General features: G+C 66.3%; 15 protein-coding genes and 1 tRNA gene. 8 read left to right on the plus strand and 8 right to left on the minus strand.

Features of this window, described 5'->3' with window-relative positions; translation table 11 throughout:
* The 4 genes from HCU64_RS14090 to HCU64_RS14105 all read left to right on the plus strand — a co-directional run bounded on the left by HCU64_RS14090 (nucleotide 1) and on the right by HCU64_RS14105 (nucleotide 14,396).
* Complete coding sequence (locus tag HCU64_RS14090; RefSeq protein WP_233384616.1) at nucleotides 1–1,416, plus strand: efflux RND transporter periplasmic adaptor subunit; 1,416 nt, start codon at nucleotides 1–3, stop codon at nucleotides 1,414–1,416.
* Nucleotides 1,413–3,557 carry an efflux RND transporter periplasmic adaptor subunit gene (locus HCU64_RS25430; protein WP_233384617.1) on the plus strand — a complete coding sequence of 715 codons (2,145 nt, stop codon included), beginning with the start codon at nucleotides 1,413–1,415 and terminating at the stop codon, nucleotides 3,555–3,557. The genes HCU64_RS14090 and HCU64_RS25430 overlap by 4 nt, the downstream gene beginning before the upstream one ends.
* Nucleotides 3,558–3,709: 152 nt before the next feature.
* Complete coding sequence (locus HCU64_RS14100; protein WP_233384618.1) at nucleotides 3,710–12,679, plus strand: Ig-like domain-containing protein; 8,970 nt, start codon at nucleotides 3,710–3,712, stop codon at nucleotides 12,677–12,679.
* A 133-nt stretch (nucleotides 12,680–12,812) separates the two neighbouring features.
* Complete coding sequence (locus HCU64_RS14105) at nucleotides 12,813–14,396, plus strand: TolC family protein (protein ID WP_233384619.1); 1,584 nt, start codon at nucleotides 12,813–12,815, stop codon at nucleotides 14,394–14,396.
* Nucleotides 14,397–14,930: 534 nt separating this feature from the next.
* Here the strand turns inward: HCU64_RS14105 and HCU64_RS14110 are convergent.
* On the minus strand, nucleotides 14,931–15,068 hold the full coding sequence (locus HCU64_RS14110) for a hypothetical protein (protein WP_183505173.1): 138 nt from the start codon (nucleotides 15,066–15,068) through the stop codon (nucleotides 14,931–14,933).
* Nucleotides 15,069–15,450: 382 nt separating this feature from the next.
* On the opposite strand from HCU64_RS14110, the gene HCU64_RS14115 reads away from it, so the two are divergent.
* Together HCU64_RS14115 and HCU64_RS14120 are read left to right on the plus strand one after the other, a co-directional pair.
* Entirely contained in the window at nucleotides 15,451–15,822 is a 372-nt protein-coding gene (locus tag HCU64_RS14115; RefSeq protein ID WP_233384620.1) for a helix-turn-helix domain-containing protein, read from the plus strand.
* A gap of 524 nt (nucleotides 15,823–16,346) precedes the next feature.
* Nucleotides 16,347–16,571 (plus strand): hypothetical protein, encoded by a 225-nt coding sequence (locus HCU64_RS14120; RefSeq protein ID WP_233384621.1) that lies wholly within the window; start codon nucleotides 16,347–16,349, stop codon nucleotides 16,569–16,571.
* 89 nt (nucleotides 16,572–16,660) lie between these two features.
* Here HCU64_RS14120 and HCU64_RS14125 read toward each other — a convergent pair whose 3' ends face one another.
* Nucleotides 16,661–16,972 (minus strand): hypothetical protein, encoded by a 312-nt coding sequence (locus HCU64_RS14125; RefSeq protein WP_233384622.1) that lies wholly within the window; start codon nucleotides 16,970–16,972, stop codon nucleotides 16,661–16,663.
* Between HCU64_RS14125 and HCU64_RS14130 the strand changes: the two genes are divergently transcribed.
* Nucleotides 16,971–17,318: a hypothetical protein gene (locus HCU64_RS14130; protein ID WP_233384623.1), complete on the plus strand. Its 348-nt coding sequence runs from the start codon at nucleotides 16,971–16,973 to the stop codon at nucleotides 17,316–17,318. The two genes, HCU64_RS14125 and HCU64_RS14130, sit on opposite strands and share 2 nt — an antisense overlap.
* A gap of 214 nt (nucleotides 17,319–17,532) precedes the next feature.
* On the opposite strand, the gene HCU64_RS14135 is transcribed toward HCU64_RS14130, so the two are convergent.
* From HCU64_RS14135 to HCU64_RS14150, 4 genes are all read right to left on the minus strand, one after another.
* Nucleotides 17,533–17,802, minus strand: a complete 270-nt coding sequence (locus HCU64_RS14135; RefSeq protein ID WP_233384624.1) for a hypothetical protein — start codon at nucleotides 17,800–17,802, stop codon at nucleotides 17,533–17,535.
* A gap of 217 nt (nucleotides 17,803–18,019) precedes the next feature.
* Nucleotides 18,020–18,106 (minus strand) — tRNA-Leu (locus HCU64_RS14140).
* A gap of 49 nt (nucleotides 18,107–18,155) precedes the next feature.
* Nucleotides 18,156–19,346, minus strand: a complete 1,191-nt coding sequence (locus tag HCU64_RS14145; protein ID WP_233384625.1) for an FAD-dependent oxidoreductase — start codon at nucleotides 19,344–19,346, stop codon at nucleotides 18,156–18,158.
* Between the two features lie 13 nt (nucleotides 19,347–19,359).
* Nucleotides 19,360–19,629, minus strand: coding sequence for a zinc-finger domain-containing protein (locus tag HCU64_RS14150; protein ID WP_233384627.1), 270 nt, complete (start codon nucleotides 19,627–19,629; stop codon nucleotides 19,360–19,362).
* A 251-nt stretch (nucleotides 19,630–19,880) separates the two neighbouring features.
* On the opposite strand from HCU64_RS14150, the gene HCU64_RS14155 reads away from it, so the two are divergent.
* Nucleotides 19,881–20,228 (plus strand): hypothetical protein, encoded by a 348-nt coding sequence (locus tag HCU64_RS14155; protein ID WP_233384628.1) that lies wholly within the window; start codon nucleotides 19,881–19,883, stop codon nucleotides 20,226–20,228.
* A gap of 730 nt (nucleotides 20,229–20,958) precedes the next feature.
* Here HCU64_RS14155 and HCU64_RS14160 read toward each other — a convergent pair.
* Nucleotides 20,959–21,354, minus strand: coding sequence for a hypothetical protein (locus tag HCU64_RS14160; RefSeq protein WP_233384630.1), 396 nt, complete (start codon nucleotides 21,352–21,354; stop codon nucleotides 20,959–20,961).
* A 13-nt stretch (nucleotides 21,355–21,367) separates the two neighbouring features.
* Complete coding sequence (locus HCU64_RS14165; RefSeq protein ID WP_233384631.1) at nucleotides 21,368–21,928, minus strand: hypothetical protein; 561 nt, start codon at nucleotides 21,926–21,928, stop codon at nucleotides 21,368–21,370.
* Between the last annotated feature and the right edge of the window lie 14 nt (nucleotides 21,929–21,942).

The raw sequence follows: 21,942 nt of genomic DNA on the forward strand, positions 1-21,942 counted from the left end.
ATGAGCGCGCCGCAGCCGAGCGCTCAGCCGCGCCGCCGTCTCCTGGTCGATCCGGCTGGCGAGACGCTTGCGCGGATGCCGATCCAGAAGCCCGCGCCCGTCGAAGATGCCAGCGCAGGCCTGCGCCAGCTCCTCGGAGTCGAGGCGGCCTTTCGGCAGGCTCCGGACCGCGACACTCTCGGCGTCGCCCTCATCAATGAAAGCGCCAAGCTGGTCCAGGCCCGCCAGGGCTTCCTCCTGAAGCGGGATCGTATCGGCGGGCTGATCGTCGAACGCGTCTCCGGAACGGTGCAAGTCGAGCGCAATGCCCCGCTGATCGCTTTCATCGAGGCGACCATCGCCGCCCTTCCCCAGGCCGAGTGCGCGGCGCCCCGGCTTCTCGACCTCGCGGCGCACGGTGGCGAGGAAGCGCGCAGCTACCCCTTCGCCTGCGCGCTGTGGATGCCGCTGCGCGACCGCTCCGGGGCGGTGATCGGTGGACTTCTCTTCACGCGCGAGCGAGTCTTCGATGAGGCCGTGACGGCTCTCGCCGCTCGACTCGCCGAGACTGGCGCTCATGCGCTGCTGGCTCTGCGCCCTCCCCTGCTGCCCCGCTTCGACGGCGACATCCGCAAGCCCGCGATTGGAATTGCCGGCGTCGCATTGCTCGCTCTGTGCTTTCCGGTGTCGATGACCGTGCTGGCGCCCGCCACGATCACGGCAGAGCACCCCTTCGTCGTCGCAGCCCCGATCGAGGGCATCGTCGAAGAGATCGCTGTGGCGCCGAACGCGCCCGTGGCGGTTGGTGACGTCGTCCTGCGCTACGTCGATACCGCGCAACGCAACGCCCTCTCCGTGGCCGAGCGCGAGGTGCAGGTCGCCGATGCGCGTCTGCGATCGGTGACCCAGGGCGCCTATGTCGACGAGCGCGCCCGACGCGATGTCGGACAGGCCCGTGCCGAACTCGCCCTGAAATCGGCCGAACGCGATTTCGCCCGCGAGACCTTCGGCAAGACCCAAGTTCGCGCGGAACGTGCCGGCGTCACTGTCTATGCCGACCGCAAGGAATGGTTCGGAAAGCCCGTCGCCGCCGGCCAGCGCATCCTCGAGATCGCCGATCCGAAGACGGTTGAAGTGCGCGTCGATCTGCCGGTGGCCGATGCCATCGCGCTGCAGCCGGATGCGCGCGTGCGCGTCTTCCTCGACACCGATCCGCTGAGCGCTCTCGAAGCGCGCGTCGAGCAGGTCACGCCCGTGGCCCGCCTGACCGATGCCGGCGTGCTCGCTCATCGCGTCGTCGCGCGGCTGTCCTCTTCCTCCAGCGCGCCGCGGCTTGGCGCTCATGGCACCGCGCAGCTCTATGGCTCGACGGTGCCCTTCGGCTTCTACCTGCTGCGCAAACCGCTGACGTTCCTCCGCCAGAAGGTGGGGCTGTGAGCCCCATTCCGAACTCGCTGCCCGGCGAGCTCCCGCTGACGGCACTGCGCGAGGATCTGCGGATCGAGCGCGGCGGCGTGCCGGGCGATGGCGGTCCGGCGCCCTGGCTGCTCTACGATCCGCTGGCGCACCGCTATTTCGAGATCGACGAGACCGGACTTGCGTTGCTGCGTGCCTGGCGCGCGGGCGCGGCGCCCGCCGATGTCGCGGCGGCGGCCGGCGATCGGATCGGTCGCGAGGTCGCCCTCTCCGAGGTCGCGAGCTTCCGGGGATTCTGCGAGCTCAATGGCCTCGTCGCGCATCGCGGCGGCTGGCAAGGGCTCGCTTGGCAGGTTGCGGCGCGCAAGCACGGGATCGGCGCCTGGCTGCTGCACAATTACCTGTTCATCCGCATCCCGCTCGTGCGGCCTCAGGCCTTCCTCGACCGGACCCTGCCGCTGGCGCGCCGCCTCGCGGACCGGCGCAGCTTGGTCGCCATCGCGCTCGCCGGGTTGCTCGGCCTCTACCTCGCCGCGCAGCAATGGGACGCCTTCACCGCGACCTTCCTCGAATTCCTGACGCCCGAGGGCATGGCCGGCTATCTCGCCGCGCTCGTCGTGATTAAGCTGCTGCACGAACTCGGCCACGCCTATGTCGCCACCCATTTCGGCTGCCGGGTGCCGAGTATGGGCGTCGCCTTCATGGTGATGGTGCCGGTCCTCTATACCGACACTACTGATGCCTGGCGTCTCACCGACCGCCGCAAGCGTGTGGCGATCGACGTGGCTGGCGTCGCGGTGGAGCTCGCCGTTGCTGCGTTGGCGACGCTCGCCTGGTCGTTCCTGCCTGAAGGCACGCCCCGATCGATCGCCTTTTTCCTGGCGACGACGAGCTGGGTGATGAGCGTCGCGATCAATCTCAGCCCGCTGATGCGCTTCGACGGCTACTACATCGCCGCCGACCTTTTCGGTGTTCCGAACCTGCAGCCGCGCGCCTTCGCCCTGACGAGCTGGGCCCTGCGCGAGACGCTGTTCGGTCTCGGCGACTCCTGCCCCGAATCCTGGAGCCGGCGGCGGCGCATGGCGGTGATCGGCTACGGGATCGCGGTCTGGATCTACCGGCTCGTGCTGTTCACCGGCATCGCCGTGATGGTCTACACCATGGCGTTCAAGCTGCTCGGCCTGCTGCTCTTCGCCGTCGAGATCGGCGTCTTCGTGATCCGCCCGGTCGTCCGGGAGATCGCGTTCTGGTGGGGCAACCGCGAGCGGATTCCCGCGAACGGGCGGGTGCGCCTGACGGCGGCGGCCCTGGCCATCGGCGTCCTGCTGCTGCTCCTGCCGATCTCCGGCCGCGTCGAGATCCCGGCCATCGCCGAGCCCGAGCGCACGGAGCGGCTGACCGCCGTGGCTCCGGCGCGGGTCGAATCCGTCGAGGTCGAGCCGGGCGCTTCGGTGAGCGCGGGCCAAGTGCTGATCCGCCTCTCCTCGCCGCGTCTTGACCACGAGCTGAACGCCGCCCGCATCCGCCTCGCCCTCGTCGAGATGAAGCGTGACCGCCGCGCCGCTGACGCGCAGGAGCGGGCCGGCGGCCTCGTCCTCGACGGCGAGCAGGGCGCGCGCCGCGAGGCCGTGCAGGGGCTCGAGCTGCGCCACGACGAACTCGTGATCCGCGCGCCCTTCGACGGCATCGTCGCCGAGATCGAGCCCGACCTGCAGCCCGGCCGCTGGGTCGGCAGGGGTGAGGAGCTGGGCACGCTCGTCTCGAACGGCCGCCGGCAGGTGCGTGGCCTGGTGCCCGAGGACGCCATGGCCCGGCTCTATCCCGGCGCCATGGGCACCTTCGTGCCCGACGACCTCACCACCGGTTCGATCCCGGTCAATGTCACCTCGGTCTCGAAGGCGGCCGTCGCGACGGTGGAGATCCCGGCTCTATCCTCGCTGCTCGGCGGCCCCGTCTCGGTGCGCGAGGAGAAGGGCGTCGGTCCGGTGCCGGTCGAGGCGCAGTACGCCGTCGTCCTCAACCGGCCCGACGACGAACTGCGCCTGTCCGGCACACCCGAGGTGGTGCGCGGGGTCGTCAGCGTGTCCGGTCATCGTGAGAGCATGGCCGCCCGCGCGCTGCGCCGGGTCGCAGCCGTGCTTGTGCGCGAGAGCGGTTTCTAGGGCGCCGTCCCACCCTTCCTTAACCATGCGCACATAGCCTCGGCCGGAGGGTGCGTTCGCTGCGCTCTGGCTGGGAAATGGGCGTCACGATGTTCGAGCGCTTCCGCAAAGGATCGCGTCACGGTTCGGAGCCGCGCGCTTCGATCGGGCCGATGCCTGCGCCGGCCATCCGTGCGCTGGAACCGCGCTTCGTGTTCGACGGCGCGGCTGCGCCGGCCGCCGCCCAGGCACAGTCCGATGCCGCCGCGCAGTCTCATTCCGACGCGGCCGAGAAGACGGCCGACACCTCTCACGCCGACGCCGCCGACAAGTCGAGCGCGGCTCCCGCCGCTGCCAGTCCGGCCTCGGAGACCGCGTCCACCAATGGCCGCCACGAGATCGTGGTGATCGATAAGAGCGTTGCCGATTGGCAGACCTTGCTCGCGGGCGTGCCGTCATCGGCCGAAGTCATTCTGATCGATCCCGGCACGGATGGGTTCGATAAACTTGCCGACGCGCTGCAGGGGCGCAGCGACATCGATGCGATCCACATCCTCTCGCATGGTTCGGCGGGTGATCTGCATCTGGGATCGGCCGAACTGACCGCAGAGTCGATCCAGGGTCGCTACGCCGCCGATCTCGCCATCATCGGCAGGGCCCTCACTGCCACCGGCGACATCCTGATTTACGGCTGCGACTTCGCCGCCGGCGAGACTGGCGCGCGGGCGGCCGATCTCCTCGCACAGGCGACGGGCGCCGACGTCGCGGCCTCGGACGACGCCACCGGCGACACGGCGCTCGGCGGCGACTGGGACCTCGAGGTGCATGACGGCTCGATCGAGACCGGCATCGTCATCAGTGATGCCGCCCAGCACGAGTGGCACCACCTGCTCGCTCCCGTCACGATCTCCATCAATGGCGATCCGACCGTAAAGGATGCCAACGGCAACGCGATCAGCACGGGGCGCGCTTCAGGCGGCTTCACGTATTATGACGTGAACAGCGGTGTCGTGAACGCGACCGCCCTCTGGCAGAACGTCGGCACCGCCGACGGTGTGGCCGTCGATCTGCGGGCCACCGTGATCAGCCGCGGGGAGAGCGACGACGCCGTCTCTTTCGCCAGCGCAAACAACAATGCGGTGGTGCTCGTTCGTTCGACCACGGCGAGCAACGGCACGGCGAACAATGCCGCTCAGATCGTCATCAAATGGGAAGTCGTCCGCCACAGCGACGGACAGGCCGTCTCGGCCGACATCAACTTTCGGATCGGCGACATCGACGGCATCGGTAGCCAGCCGAATACCCGCGAGAGCGTGACGCCTTCGCAGTTTGGCCTCGTCTCCTACACCCTGGCGTCCACGACGGATCTCAGGGTCGATACGTCGAACGACCGCGTGCGCGTCTCCGGCACGGAAAACGAGAACACCGCCAACCCCTCCGCCTCTCCGGATTCCCAGTCGAACGTGCAGTTCAACTGGAATGGCGTGACGTCCTGGGTGGTCACCTACGACCTCGCCGCCAACAGCGTCACCGGCGGCGCCGCCTTCCAGCATGACGGCCACCAGGCGATGGTGATCACCAACCCCGTCACCAAGCTGGTCCCAAAGGTCGATCTCGACGCCGATGATTCCAGCGGCGCGACGGGCTACGATTACAAGGCGACCTATACGGAGAAGGGGAGCGCAGCGACGATCACGGATACCGATCCGTTGATCAGCAATTCGGCTGCCACGGTGCAGAGCGCGACGATCGTCCTCACGAACGCGCAAGCGGGTGACCGGCTCAACATCGGCACGTTGCCGGGCGGCCTCACCGCCTCATCGACAACGGGCTCGGGCACGATCACCGTGACCATCACGGGCGATGCCAGCCCCGCAACCTATCAGGCTGCGATGCGAGCCATCACGTTCGACAGCACGAGCAGCGATCCGAACACGGTCGATCGCATCATCAAGACGCACGTCACGAGCGACAACGTGGAGGGCACGTCCTCCACCACGACCGTAACAGTCGTCGCGGTCGACGACCCGCCGGTGAATACTGTGCCCGTGGCCCAGACCACCAACGAGGATACCAGCCTCGTTTTCTCTGCCGCAAACGGCACTGCGATCACAATCGATGACGTCGATGCCCGAGGCGGCAGCCTGACGACGACGCTGAGCGTGCTCCATGGCGTCATCAGCCTTGGTTCGACGGCTGGCGTCTCGGTGACTGGCAACGGCACGGGAACGGTCACGGTGACTGGTACGATCGCCGCGATCAACGCCGCGTTGAATGGCACCACCTACACCCCGGCTACCGATTACAACGGCGCCGACACGCTGACGGTCAGCACGACCGACAACGGCAATACCGGCACGGGCGGCGCGAAGAGCGATACCGACACGGTGGCGATCAGCGTGACGCCGGTGAACGATGCGCCCGTGAATGGGCTTCCGGCTCCGCAGACGGTGAACGAGGACACGGATCTCGTCTTCTCGGCCGGCAACGGCAACCGGATCTCGGTCTCCGACGTCGATGCCGGCGCCAGCGACGTGAGCACGACGGTGAGCGTGCTGCACGGCAGCCTGACGCTGGGCACGACGAGCGGCCTGACGACGGTATCTGGCGACGGCAGCGGCACGGTGGTGCTCACGGGATCGCTGAGCGCGATCAACTCGGCGCTGAACGGCCTGCGCTACCGGGGCAATGCCGATTACAACGGCGCGGACACGCTCACGATCGTCACCAACGACAACGGCAATAGCGGCACGGGCGGTGCGAAGAGCGATACCGATACGCTCGCCATCACCGTTACCGCGGTGAACGATGCTCCAATCAACACCGTACCATCGGCCCAGACGGTCGATGAGGATACCGACCTCGTCCTGTCGTCCGCCAACGGCAATGCCGTGACCGTCTCCGACATCGATGCCGGTGGCGGCAACCTGTCCACGACGCTCAGCGTCCAGCACGGCACGCTGACGCTCGGGGGGAGCAGCAACGTCACGGTCTCGGGCAACGGCACGGGCTCCGTCACCCTCACCGGCACGATCGCCGATATCAATGCGGCCCTGAACGGCACGGTTTATCGGGGCGTGCCGGACTACAACGGCGCCGACACGCTGACGGTCAGTACGACCGACAACGGCAATGCCGGCACGGGCGGCGCGAAGAGCGATACCGATACGGTGGCGATCAGCGTGACGCCGGTGAACGATGCGCCCGTGAATGGGCTTCCGGCTCCGCAGACGGTCGACGAGAACACCGATCTCGTGTTCTCGACTGCGAACGGCAACGTCGTCGCCGTCTCCGACGTCGATGCCGGTACCGGCAATCTGTCGACGACGCTCAGCGTCCAGCACGGCACGCTGACGCTCGGAGGGACTGCCAACGTCACCGTCTCGGGCGACGGCATGGGCTCCGTCACACTGACGGGCAAGGTCGCCGACATCAATGCGGCCCTGAACGGCACCGTCTATCGCGCCGACGCGAACTACAACGGCGCGGACACGCTCACGATCGTAACTGACGACAACGGCAATACCGGCGCTGGTGGCGCGAAGAGCGATACCGATACGCTCGCCATCACCGTCATCCCGGTGAACGACCCGCCGGCCAACACCGTGCCCGGCCCGACCCAGGCTCTCGATGAGGATACGTCACTGGTCTTCTCGGCGGCCGGTGGCAACGGCATCAGCGTGTCGGATCCGGACGATGGCACCCTCACCGTCACGCTGAGCTCGGCCCAGGGCGTCCTCACGCTGTCGCGGATGACAGGGCTCACCTTCCTGCAAGGCGACGGTACGCGCGACGGGACACTGCAATTCTCCGGCACCATCGCCGACATCAACGCCGCCCTCGAAGGCCTTCGCTTCGATCCGAACGCCGACGTCAACGGAGCTGCGCAGATCGCGCTCTCGACGCAGGACGCGCAGGGCGCGACCGCATCCAGCACGATCGCGCTGAGCATCGCGCCGGTGGCCGATATCGTGCCCGATTCCGTGGCCACCGACGAGGACACGGCGATCACCTTCAACGCCCTCACGGGCACGAACGGTGCCTCTGCGGACTCGTTCGAGAGCCCGGCGGCTTACGTTTCATCGGTGACCCAGGGCACGCATGGCAGCGTCAGCTTCCTCGCCGACGGCACGATGACCTACACGCCGGTCACGGATTTCAACGGCACCGACAGCTTCACCTACACGGTGACCTCGGGTGGTACGACCGAGACGGCGATCGTCACCGTCACCGTCCGACCGGTGAATGACGCCCCGGTTCTCGACCTCTCGGCATCGGGCTCCGGCACCGGCTACGCCACGGGCTACACCGAGCGTGCGCCGGGCGTGGCGGTCGTCGGGGGCGACGTCTCCGTCACGGATATCGACAGCGCGAACATGACCTCGGCCAAGGTCGTGATCACCAATGGCAGCGCCGGCGATACGCTGGCGATCGAGGGCTCACTGCCGGCCGGCATCTCCGCGAGTTTCGATCCCGCGACCTACACGCTGACCCTGACGGGCTCGGCGACCAAGACCGATTACCAGGCCATACTTCAGCAGGTTCGGTTCTCGTCGGACAACCACGATCCCTCGACCGTCACTCGCACCATCGCCGTGACGGTCAACGATGGTGGGCTCGATTCGAATGCGGCCGCGACCACGGTCACCTTCGCCGCTGTGAACGACCCGCCGGTGAACGGCGTGCCGGCTGGCCAGAGCCTCGCCGAGGACACACCGCTCGTCTTCTCGGCGGCACGCGGCAATGGCATCACGATCGCCGACGTGGATGCACGGGGCGGCAGCCTGTCGACGGTGCTGAGTGTCGGGCATGGAACGCTGACGCTTGGCTCGCGCACGGGGGTGACTATCTCGAACGACGGCACCAGTTCGGTGACGCTGACCGGCACCCTCGCCGCGATCAACGCCGCGCTCGATGGTACGACCTACCGGCCCGATCCGGATTATAACGGGTCGGACAGCCTGACCGTTCTCACCAACGACAACGGCAATACCGGCGCTGGTGGCCCGCAGACCGATACCGATACGATCGCGCTGACCATCGCACCCGCAAACGACGCGCCGCGGGCCGGCGCCCTCCCCGCGCTCGGCTCACTCGACGGCGATATCGTCGGCGGCACCGATCTCGGTCGGTACTTCAGCGATGTCGACGGAGACGTGCTGCGCTTCAGCGCTGCCGGCCTGCCGCAGGGGCTCGCCATCGATCCGGTCAGCGGCCTCGTCAGCGGCAGGATCGACCGCTCCGCCTCACAGGGTGGCAACAGCGGCGACTATACGGTGACGATCACGGCCGATGACGGCCAAGGCGGCCTGACGAGCCGTAGCTTCACATGGCGTGTGGTCGATCCCGCGCCGACCGCCCGCAACGACGAGGTGATCACCGCCGCCGCGACACCGGTCTCCGGCTCCGTGTTCGCCGATAACGGCAATGGCCCCGACAGCGACCCTGACGGGGATCCGCTCTCGATCGCTGCCGTGAACGGATCGGCGGCCGATGTCGGCCGCCCGGTCACCGGATCAGCCGGAGGCCGCTTCACCGTTCTCGCCGATGGCAGCTATCGCTTCGATCCGGGCAGCGACTTCGCCGATCTCGCTACGGGCCAGACCCGCACGACACGGATCACCTACATGGCCACTGATGGTGAAGGCCGGGTCTCAGAAGCCAGCTTCACAGTCACGGTGACCGGCAGCATCGTCGCTCCGCCCGTGCTCGCCCCGACCGACGGCGCCGCGCGTGACGGCGATGCCGTGGACCTTCCGCTCGGAAGCCTCTTCCCGAATCCCGACGACACGACGCTGACCTATGGCGCCACCGGCCTGCCGCCGGGCCTATCGATCGACCCGGCAACCGGCGTCGTGACAGGCACGATCGACCATGCGGCTTCGGGGGCAGACGGCCGCACGGACTACCGGATCACGATCACCGCCACCGATCCGCAGGGCGCGACCGAGACGCGCGACTTCACCTATCGGGTCACGAACCCGGCGCCGAACGCCGTGGACGATGCTGCGGCGACGACCGAGAACATGCCGGTCACCATCGACGCACTCGCCAACGACAACAATCTCGACGGCGATCCGCTCGTCATCGTTGAGAGCGGTGACGCCGCACCGCGTGCCGGTCATGGCCAGGTGAGCGTCGTCGGCGGCCGGTTGGTTTACACGCCGAACGCGAATTTCAACGGCATCGACACCATCACCTACTCCATCTCCGACGGGAACGGCGGCATCAGTACGGCCTCGGTCTCGGTCACCGTCACGCCGGTGAACCAGGCTCCGGATGCCGACACGCTGCCCGACCTTTATGGCCGCGACGGTGACGCCGTGAGCTACGACGTCTCGAGCCGATTCCACGATCCCGACACGGACCCCACGGTCGTCCAGGCGCCGAGCGGCGATCGTCTGAGCTTCACCGCGACTGGTCTGCCGCCGGGACTCGCCATCGATCCCGCCACCGGTGTGATCACGGGCACACTGCCGAACGATCCCGCGCCGGTCTCGCACTACACCGTCACCGTGACGGCGACCGACGCGGCGGGAGCCAGTGTCTCGTGCAGTTTCGGCTGGACGGTGAGCGACACTGCGCCGCTCGCTACGCCGGACACGAGCACGATACCGGCCGGCTCCCCGGTGATCATTCCGGTCACGTCGAACGACGCCGACCCGAGCAGCACCGGTGTCCATCTCGTGGACGAGCCCGGCGCGGCGAGCGCCGGCCATGGCAGCGTCTCGGTCGATCCAGCGACGGGGCTTCTCACCTACGTGCCGGTGTCCGGCTTCTCAGGGCGCGACACCATCGTATACACGATCGAGAACGCCAACGGCGACCGCGCCACGGGTATCCTCACCGTCACCGTCACGCCCGTGAACCAGCGGCCGACGGCGCCGGACACGCTCTCCGGCCGCAATGGCGTCGACGGCCAGAACGTGACCGTGCCGCTCGGCAACCTGATCATCGATCCCGATGGCGATCCCCTCACCTACTCGGCCAGCGGCTTGCCGCCGGGCCTTGGGATCGATCCGGCAACGGGCAGGATCACCGGGACGATCGACCATGCCGCCTCCGGTCCGAGCGGCAGCGCCACCTATGTGGTGACGCTGACCGCCACCGATCCGAGCGGCCTCGCGGTCTCGCGCAGCCTCTCTTGGACGGTGACCAATCCGGTGCCCGTGGCGGCGGATGACGCCATTGCCACGGCGGAGGACACTCCGGTCGACATCGACGTCACCTCCAACGACCACGATCCGGACGGCGACCCGCTCTCGGTGGTGGCTGGCTCGGCCGTCGCCGCCCACGGAACGGTCACGATCAATACCGATGGCACCCTGCACTACGTGCCGGGCCACGATTTCAATGGCAGTGATCGCATCGTCTACACGATCACTGACGGCAATGGCGGCTTCGCCACGGCCTCGGTGACGGTCACCGTGACCCCGGTCAATGACGCGCCCGTGTTGGATGCCGGCTCACCCGCCCTCGCGAACCACGCGGCGAACGATGCGCAGATTGTCTCGATCCCGGCCGGAAGCGCCTTTTACGACATCGATCGCGGCGACCGGCTGACTTTCGGCGCGACGGGGCTGCCGCCTGGCCTGTCGATCGACCCGGCGACGGGATTGATCTCGGGCACGCTCGCCTCCGATGCCTCGACCCGCGTTCCAGGCGGCGTCTACACGATCACCTTGACCGGCACGGACCTCGCCGGAGCCTCTGCGACGGCGCAGTTGACCCTCACCGTGGCGAACCCGTCTCCAATCGCCGTCGACGACGTGTTGACGACGGCCGAGGACACGCCGCTCACCGGCACCGTGCTGGCCAACGATCACGACCCAGATGGCGACGTGCTGCACGTCGAGCCGGTGACCGGGCCGGCCCATGGCCATCTCGACCTTCGTCCGGATGGGACCTTCACCTATACGCCTGATGTGGATTTCCGCGGCGCGGATTCCTTCACCTACGCGCTGGTCGATTCCGATGGTGGCCGTGCGGTCGCCACCGTGCATCTCACCGTGACCCCGGTGAACGACGCGCCTGTTGCCGCGGCCGACCCACTGAGCATGCCGGCGAACACCGTCGGCACCGGCCGGATCGTCGCGAGCGATCGCGACGACGATCCGTTGAGCTTCCGCCTCACGGACGGGCCCACCAACGGCACTGTCACGCTCGCGGCCGATGGGCGATACGCATACACGCCATATGCGACCTATAGCGGTCCCGACCGCTTCACGGTCGAGGTCAGCGACGGCCATGGCGGCCTCGCTCTCGCGACCGTCGAGGTCACGGTGACGCCGAACCCGATCCAGGTGCCGCCGACCGTCATCATGCCCGGCCTGGTTCCGCTGCCGGCCACGGAACGCCCCGCCGCCCCGCCGGTTCAGCCGCCGGCCTCGTCGATCGCCGCCGAGGGCATCGTGCTTCCCGCGGTGGCTGGGATCGAGTCGCTGCAATCGATCGGCGACGTCGTGCTCGCGGACGGTGCCGTGGTCGCAGCGGTCAACGGCGTCGCCCACCTCCATGGCACCGTGATCCAGCTCGATCATCCGGTCATGTTGGAGGAGGGTCAGCGGATCGCGCGGATGGCCTGGGAGCGCTTCGATCGCATGCCGATCGACGACACCACCTGGTTCTCGCCGCGGCCCTATCTCGGCCGCTCGCTCGGCGTCTCGCTGGCGGCGGAAGAATTCGGCTTCGGCACGAGCGACCTCATGGTCGAGGCGATCCGGCGCCCGGACACGCTCTCGATCAACCTGCACGGCTACGCCGCGCGCCTCGATTCCGTTGCCGAGGTGAGGCTGCTCGGCCTCGATGGCGCGCCCCCGCCCCGTTGGATCGAGGGCGACGGCCTGGGCGGCTTCTGGGGACGTCCGCCGGCCGGAACGGGCATCGTCCGGTTCGAGCTGGAAATCGTGTTGCAGGACGGTCGCATCGTGCGCCGGGCGCTCAGCGTGGACGCCGAGACCGGCGAGATCCGCGCGCTTCCCAAGGCCGTACCGGCCGGCGAGCCGAAGCCGGCGACCAAGCGTGATCCGGAGCCGATCCAGCGGGCCGAAGTGCCTCTGTTCTCTGCGCAACTCGCCGCGCTCGACAAGCACGCTGCCCATGACATGGACCTGATCGAGCGTGCCCTGACACGCAGGAATTGACCGGACTGGGACGCGTCGAACCCGTGGGTTTGACGCTTCATTTACCTTAACGGATCAACAATCCGGGCGTCGCGAGAGTGTGCCTCCGGGGGGATTCCCGAACGCGACCAAAGCGAACGGGATGTCCGGGGTCATGGTGCTGGATCGTCATTCTGGCGGTAGGCGGACGCGTCGCGTCCTCTCCGTCCTTCTCGGGGCGACGACCCTCGCTGCGGCCTTGGCCGGCTGCACGCTCAAGCCGGAGCCGCTCGGCCAGGCCGAGCTCGGCGCCTATGCCGCCGACAAGCTGCGCCGCGTCGGCTCCGACCAGCCCCTGCCCGGCCCGCGCATCGATCTCTACGAGGCCTTCGCGCGCGCCCTGAAATACAACCTCGACCAGCGCGTCGAGATCATGCAGACGGCCGTGCGCGCGCAGGAGCTGAGCTTCGCCAGCTATTCCATGCTGCCGAACTTCGTCGCCAACAGCGCCTATGCCGGCCGCGACAGCTATGCGGCGAGTTCCTCGATCTCGGTCCTGACCCAGCGCCAGTCGCTGGAGCCGTCCTACAGCCAGGACAAGAACTACGTCTTCTCCGACCTGTCCCTGAGCTGGAACATCCTCGATTTCGGCCTGTCCTACATCCGCGCCCGCCAGGCGGCCGACACGGTCCTGATCGCGGAGGAGAACCGCCGCCGCGTGGTCAGCCGCATCATCGAGGACGTGCGCACCGCCTATTGGCGCGCGCTGTCGAGCGAGCGCCTCGCCAGCCGCCTGCGCCAACTCGAAGGCCGCGCCCAGGCCGCGATCGGCAATGCCCGCCAGCTCTACAAGGACCGCCAGACTTCGCCGATCACCGCACTGACCTACGAGCGCGAGCTGATCGAGATCAAGCGCGAGATCCAGCGCGTCGAGACCGACCTGCTCGTCGCCCGCAGCCAGCTCGCGGCGCTGATGAACCTGCCGCCCGACCTCCCCTTCCGGCTCGCCGAGATGGAGGGCGTCGATGCCGGGCTGAAGCTCGGTGTCGCCGATCCCGACCTCGTCCGCGTGGCGCTGGAAAACCGCTCTGAGCTGCGCGAGGTCGCCTACCGCCAGCGCATCAACGGCCGCGAGGCCACCGCCGCGCTGCTCGAGCTCCTGCCCGGTATGAACCTGATCGTCGGCGGCAACGCGGATTCCAACCGTCTGCTCTACAATTCGAACTGGGTCGGCTGGGGCGCCCGCGCCAGCTGGAACCTGATGAACGTCTTCAAATATCCCGCCCGCCAGGGGCTGATCGACGCCCAGGACGCTCTGCTCGACAAGCGCGCCCTCGCCGTGACCATGGCGGTGATGACGCAGGTCCATGTCAGCCGCGTGCGTCACATGCTGGCGATGAAGGAGTTCCAGACCGCGTCCGAGTTCCGCCGTGTCCAGCGCAGGATCGTCGAGCAGATGCGCGCCTCAGCCGCCGTCGAGTCCGCGAGCGAGCAGACCCTGATCCGCGAGGAGATGAACACGCTCATCGCCGAGGTGAAGTACGACCTCGCCCACGCAGCGGTGCAGAATGCGCGCGCGAACGTCTACGCTTCGCTCGGCCTCGACACCTTCCCGCTGGCGGTGATCGACCGCTACGACCTGCCACAGCTCAAACGGGCGGTGCAGCAGAGCTGGCTCGGCATCGGCGCTGTTTTTGCCGAGGCGCCGCCGATCCCGAGGGTGCCAGCTGGCCCGGCGCCGCTCGTTCTACGGCACTGAGCCGACGCATCACGATATCACCCCAGCGCCGGCCTCTTTACTGGATTGAGGACGACAGACATCTGGCTACTTCGCCGTGATCAGGGCGACACCAGTCGAACGGTGACTGGATCTAAGTTAGTTTTCGCGCCTCGCTAGCTCCCGATGGAAAGCTGCCGAGGTCTCACTCTGGGTCATCCCGGCTCTTTGTTGGGCGCATCGAGGGCCTGCGACAGCCCTCGCCGTGATAGCAGGATGGCGACATCCTGGCCGGCTGCGCTCTTGACGGCGCGGCCGGGTCCGTTGGTGGTGGCCAGCGCTTGAGAGCCTCGTCCTTGGCGGAGGTGTCGGCGATGCAGGACGGCTCCGGTCGCGCCTTCAAACCTGAAAACAGGTATGCGCGTCTTCGATCGCTTGCTCACCGGATCAAGCGCGATTGAGACTAACGCGATTTTCCGAACGCTCCCCAGCCCGCCGGGGGCGACCAGAGGCTCAGTCGATTGGGCAAGGCCGCGGAACGCGATGCTAAGTGCCGTGCGAGCGGGCGGTCGCGCGTCAGGCGGGCTCGATCCACCGAAGCACGGCAACGAGGCGCTCGGCCTGCGGCCGAGTCAGGCCGGTGGATACCGCGTCACCGTTGCGAAAAATCGTGCAGGTACCGTCTTCGGCTACGCGGATCTTGATCGAGGCCATCGCAACCCATTCCCCCCGCCGCTTCGCGACCCTTAGGGTGAAGCTTAACCGTTTCTGAACGGGAAGCCAGCCCAAGCGTGGCCGTTTTTTGTGGTTGCGTCGGGGATTCGTTTTGGTGCCGGAGGTCGGATCAGGTCCGTCCGGCGCAGTTTCCCGGTCTTAGGGCTGTAAGACCTTGCAGATGCAATGGATGCGTCATCATGGTCTCATTGGGCGAGATCCTGCAGCGGGTGCCCTTTGTGCGATATTGACTGGGGTTTTTCAGTCGTCGGCAGAGATGGCTTGACAACAGGTCGGTCGAAAATACAAAAAAGACCTGCTCACGGAAACTTGAGAATCCGGCAGAGACGTGGATCAGTGGTTGGCCCAGGATCGCAGAGCCATGAAGCAGGTCACCGAAACCGACCGATTGATCGGCGAGCGGATCACGGCGGCTCGGAAGCTCGCAGGCATCTCGCAGACGACGCTCGCGACCGCGATCGGCGTCACGTTCCAGCAGGTCCAGAAGTACGAGAAGGGGCTGAACCGCATCTCAGCTGGCAAGATCGTTGAGATCGCCCGGTTGCTCGGGATCGGCCATGCTGAACTGCTCGGTTCGACGGACGACGTCCCGGGTCTGCCCTCTCTGTCTAGGGCGGCGATTTCCCTCGCTCAAGCCTTCGACCGCTTGCCGGAGAGCGCAAGCAAGGCTCAATTGCGGCGCCTCGTCATGGCTCTTGCGGAAGATGTCGCCACAGAACGGAGCGAGCCGTAGCGGCACATGGCGCTACAGCGGTCGATGAGCGCGGCGGTTGCTTCGCCGATGAAGCTCATGGTCTGGAAGGGGCGCGTCTCCGGCTACTCGAAATCTCTGCGCATCGGTCGATTTCGGCAAAGCGACTCACAGGTCGGGACTGCTACCCCCGCTCGATAGGCGTCGTTAGGTTCTGATGGTTCACCCCTGTTTTCGCCTATATATTTGCAAGCTACTCTTTAAATGTAATTTAGTTGTATTTGAATAATAAAATATCATGATAGTATTTATTATATATTGTTAAACAAAAAATCGAAATATAGCTTCGGAAAAATCGTGTTTGTTGGTGTATTTGCGCAACCGCGACAAATCGGCATCATCGCCAAAGACAAAATCTGATAACCGTTTTGATTGTCGACGACAGCGGAAAGATGTTTTATCAAAAGATAGAAATGACATCGATGCGTCGGCTATGTCTTGTGGATCGCTGTCGCGACGTTTCCCATCTCGACTGATTGGCCGCACTGCGAGGCCAGTGGCCTGACATGAGCACGCATCGGACCATTCCATGGGCGCCCGAGCCGGAGCGCGAAGAGCCTCGCGAGGGCTCGATCCTGCGGCTTGCCGAGCATGCCATCGGACTCTGGCGCGCGGCTCAGGACGTACGCGATCCCATCCTTCTCGAAGCGCTTAGGCCATTGGTGGTCCACGTCGCCCGCGCTCTCGCTCGCGACATCATGGCAGATGCCGAGGATGGAACGGCACATTGATCGAACTTTGCCAAAGACGTCGCGCGACCCAAGCCGCCCCCAAGATGTCTTGAGCAAGAGATCGGTCTTGGAAACGACTCTCATCACCATCATTGGCGGAACGCCCGTGGTGGAAACTCAATCGCAACCGTTTCTGGACAAAATGTCGTGGAACGGTCATGTGGCTGTTCGGCGCGCAGATCAGCGCTCACCGATCTCAACGACATCAGGAAAAGCATGACTCGCAATCGCGGGCGGCGGTCGTTTACCGTCGCAGCCAAGTCGAGCGGCCAAAGCGGCTTCGTCACCATCCCCGTCAAGGCGCCGCGGGCGGCGAAGGCGGCCCGCCAAGTTTCGGCAGCGCCTTCGAGTGCAGCGTTTTCAGAGCCGGCACCGGCATCCGCGTCGGCGTCCGAACTCATGCCGCGCCGTATCCTGCCGAGCCTGATCGCCTGGGAGGCTCCGGTCCCCGAGCCAGAGCCCGCATTCACGCCGGAGCCGCCGCTGCCTCGCGTACGCCGCATCACGCCGCAGGGCACGCTCGACGATGCGCCGCGCCGGAGAGGCCGACCGCGCAAGCATCCTCTACCAGTCGATACGGCGCCCGTCGTCGCGCGCACGCCGGAGCCCGAGCCAGTCCCGGTGACCGCTCCAGCCGTGAGCCCGGCGGCCCAGGCTAAGCCCGCGATGCGCAGGGTCCAGCCGGACGGCGTGAGACTGCCTCTCGGCGAGCGTTGGAAGCGCCGCCTCCCGCGTGCCTGCTGGTAGAGTTCGGACAATCCGGCCAAGCTTGGGACGACCGGTCGTGAGGGCTCAAGCTGCGACCAAGGCGAGGGCGGCAAGGCGCCGCCTCGCTGTCAAAATTCGCAGGGCGCGACTACTGCACCCGAGAGTTTCACGAAAAGCTTCCGACTTGCGGCTCCAGCGCCGAGCCTGATCCTCCAGACCGAGCGAGCATGCGGCCGACGAGACCGGATCGGAGCTACGAAAAGCCTCTTCCGCCTTTCGACTGAAATGTCCCCGCTCGCGAACGCGCGAGGACTTCGGCCTTCACCCCGGACAGGTAGTTCGTCAGCACCGACTGGACCGCCTTGTCCGCGCACTCGACCCAGAAGATCGCTGGCCTGACATCCGCACCTAGAGCCCGCAGGATCTCTTCTGCGGGCTGGGCCACGTTGCGGTCACTCTCGCCGACGAGGCGATGCCGTCCTTTCGGCGTTGCAATCATGATGGTGACGGGCGCAGCGGACATGATGTGGTCCTAACGTGCTGGAAATCATCGTCAGCCGGTACCTCTGGCGCGGTCCAGCCGAGATTCAACGGCCACGTCTCTTGACCGTTCCGCGACTTCCGCAATCCATTGCGCCGCTGACCGCTTGCCACTCGCGCATGACGGGGCTGGCTGGCGGCAGTTCAATGGGGCGCTGCCCGGTTGATCGGATGGAGGTTCGAGGCGCTGGCAGGCACCCTGGTGCGGACGGCGGGACTCGAACCCGCACGGCCTTGCGGCCGCAAGATTTTAAGTCTCGTGCGTCTACCGGTTCCGCCACGTCCGCATGGGACGAGCGGTAACGACGGCTCGGCGTCAGATCAAGCCGGTACCGTTCACGCTGTGTCCGGCGTCCAGCCATAGAGCCAGTCATAGCGCCGGCTCATCCCGGCCGGCCCGAGACGGCGCATGACCATGTTGCGGGCAAGCCCGACCAGGGGACCGGCATGATAGGCGCGACCGTTGGACCGGGCCGCCTTCCAGACCCTGCGCACCCGGTCGCCGCGTGCCTTCGCGAAGACCCCGAGGGCGTCCGACACCTGAGCGTGGGCGCCGAGGCAATGCGTGAGCACCGCCGCGTCCTCGATCGCCATGGCGGCACCCTGCGCCAGGAACGGTAGCACGGGATGGGCGGCGTCGCCGATCAGCGCAACCCGGCCCGAGGCCATCGGCCCTGCCGCCGGGCGGTCGACCAGCGACCACACCATCCAAGTGTCGGGAACGGCGAGCAGCGAGCCGAGCGGCTCCGCGGCATTCCGGAAATGGTCGCGCAACACAGCCGGGTCACCGAGGCGCCCCCAATCGTCGTCGCCCTCGCGCTCGGGCACCACCGCGACGACGTTGAGCCGCTGCCCGGCTGCGATTGGGTAGTGCACCACGTGCCGCCCATGGCCGAGCCAGAGGCCCGTCTCGTCACCCTGAAGCTCAGCCGGCGCCGCCTCGCGCGCGATCGTCGCGCGCCAGGCCGCCTGCCGATGCGCTCGAAGCGGGCGTGCGTCGTGCCGCGCGCGAAGGCTCGAGCGCACGCCGTCGGCGCCGATGGCGAGATCTGCTTGGATCAGGTCGCCACGCCCGCCCGCGACGCTCTCCAGTGTCAGCGCAACACCGTCGGCGGTCTCCTCGACCGACACGACCTCGCGGCCGACAAGCAGCCGGATGCCGGGCCGCCCGCGCACGGCGTCGAGCAGCAGCGTCTGCAGGTCGGCCCGGTGGATGACGTAGTACGGCGCGCCGTGGCGGTCGCGGATCGCGGCGCCGAGCTCGATGCCGCCGAGCCTGTATCCGCTGGCGAGATCCCGGATCGCCACGCCCGGAGGCTCGTCGGCAGCCCGGCGCAGGGCCGGCCCGAGGCCGAGTTCGATCAGGATCCGGCTGGCATTCGGCGAGATCTGCAGGCCGGCCCCCACCTCCGAGAAACCGGTGCGCCGTTCGATCAGCGTGACCGAGTGCCCTGCCCCGCTCAGCGCCAGCGCGGCCGTGAGGCCGCCAATCCCGGCCCCGACGACGGCGATCGAGAGCGGGCTCACGATACGCGCGACCTCACTCGGCTGCGACTCTCGCCTGCGGCGCGTCGTCTCGCCAGATGCTGGCGGCCGGCTCGGCGCCGTCCGGCTTCAGACGCGCATCGTACCCGAACAGCGTCGAGCAGTACTGGCAGATGATCTCATCGCCGCCGTGGCCCATGTCGAGGAAGACATGGGGGTGGTCGAAGGGCGGCAATGCGCCGATGCACATGAATTCGCGTGCGCCGACGCGCACCCGGGGCACGCCGTCCTGATTGTGAAAATGAGGGACTGCCTTGTCCGCCATCGCCCTGCCCTGCTCTCGGGCGGAACCCCGCACTCGCCGCGATCCGTTCCGCATGCCGTTGGAATGAAGCTGCACGGGTCTAGCCCGTCACCGGTCCCACGCCTAGTGGCGGCCGGGCTCATGCGCCGTATCGATGGCGCTGGGCGGGATCGGGGCAACCCTGCGATCAAGCTCGAGGCCGCCGCGGTGGCAGACATTTGCCCCATTATCGCCGCGACAAAACGCGGATCTGCTCAGGATTCGTCAATCAAATGCCTTCAAAGGATTGCCGTAATCCAGCGGCTGAAAAGTCGTCACGAAGGCTGATCCGTCTCGATCCGCTCGGGCAAACAATTACCGATCGCTATCATCCGTCTGCTCAAGGTGTTCTCGTGAGTTTTACCGTCACTGCGCGCCATCACGCTCGCGACGTCAGCTTTCAGCGTGGCTCGATGCTGGCGGCGCTCGAACAGGCTCTGACCCTTGCGAGCGCCGGCATGGAAGGCGTGCTCGTCCGCGACGGCAGTGGCCGTAGCCGCACCCCGGCTGAGTTGAGCTACGCGTTGCTCGCGGCCAGCCCGGGCCGCGACGCCGCCGCGCTGCAACCACGCGCCGTCTGAGCACAATAGCTGCCGTGTAGGGCGCGAGTGGTGCGTGTGTGCTTCCTCGCTGATCAAACCATCGAGACCAGCCTGCAACGGCGCTCAGTGCTGTCTGAGATCCGACGGTTTCTCAGCAGAGTTGCCCTGGCTTCGGCGGGACCGCGGCGGGCCGAAGGACTCTTTCTGATTGCCCATGCCGGCGAAGAGATCAGACGGTGCGCGTCCTTGTAAGACAATTGAGCCGAGGACGGATCATGCGCAGGACTGTTTCCGCGCGGCGCACCTGTGGGTCACAAGGGCTTTGCCTAACCACATCATTTGACTGAGTTTTTTGAAAACGAGCCGCTCAGAAGGCGGATGGTGCCCAGGGACGGATTGAGCTTGGAAGCCGCTAAGTGACTGATAATCAAAGATCGGTGGTTGGGGCCGCGGCCGGTTTGTTACACGGTCTGTAGCACGTTGTCAGCTACCAGCTACTGCGGCTTCTCAGGCTGAGCCGAGCTTCTCGCACCCTTGCGCTTCCGCCGCCAGCATCGTCATCTCGAAGCCGGTTGCCCCAAGCGGTCCAAACATGAGGAGATTCCGGGTGTCTTGTAGCGCAACAAGCTGAGGGCGTAATTTGGTTCGAACTGTCGTATGCTTCTGCGTCGCTAGGAAGCGCAGGCATTGGCGCTCGTCCGCCAAACACCGTCTCATGACAGCAAAAAGCCGGCCCCTGGGCCGGCCTCCGCGGTCTGACTAGACGAACTTAGGCAGCAAGCTTGAGTTCGTAGCGGTCCACTTTCACGTTGTCGTTAGCCGCAAGCTGGTATGCAGCCTTATAGGCCGCAGCACGGTGTGCGTCAGCGAACAGCATGTCGCCCAGCTCAGAGTAGATGTTCTCAATCGCGGATATAACGTACGCGAACTGACCATCATTCAGGGCAAACGAAGCCTGAAGTTTGTTGAAGCGGTTCCGGAAGCCTTTGAGTTTGAAGCCAACGAGCTGCTTGCCGCTGGCGTCATGCACCAACGTTAGGAATTCATCCACGCGCTCATAGACGCAAAATGCGTCCGCCTTCACGTACTCCAGGCAATCGGAGTCGCCATAAAAAATTGCCGCCGGCTCGTACGAGCCGACGTGCTCTGAGTCGATGGTGCTCATGTGTCGATCCTGTCTACCAGCAGCGCTCGGCGTAGCGCGTATCATACCCTACAGGTAGGGCATGGTCAGGCGCTTTGCCAATCACTGGCTCAATCCTGGTAACGATGCCGTCTAAACCGTTAACACCTTCTTGTAAAGAAGCTGCCAGCCGAACTTGAACCGTTAGGACAACTGTCTCGGAGACAGGCACAACGGCCATGGGACAAACCATCGCGGTTTCAAGACTGTACTGCAGCGTTGCCCTAGGCTTCAGCACGTAAACAATAACCGAACAGCCGTCGTCCTCAGTATGATGTGGTCTTTTGATCCCACGGAAGCAAGCTGAAGCTTCCCTTAAGGTACTAAAGGTGGGCTCATCGCCGTTACGCATGGCGTAAGCCGCGTTGTTGATCGGAGGTAATTGGCCGAGGAGATGCGCCCAAACCATAAATAGTGGGGTCCTGCGCCAATTTTCGCGGCCATTGCCGGTGAGGTCATCGGAAACCCCGAACTTCAGCGTGCGGCCTCGATCATCGGGGCAACAGGCCTCTATCACCGGCGGACGCCGCCAGTGTAATACGGACAGTGATGACATCGGAAATGCTACCG

Origin of the sequence: Methylobacterium sp. C25, assembly GCF_021352225.1 — a bacterium.
In the GTDB taxonomy this organism is placed as follows: Bacteria; Pseudomonadota; Alphaproteobacteria; order Rhizobiales; family Beijerinckiaceae; genus Methylobacterium.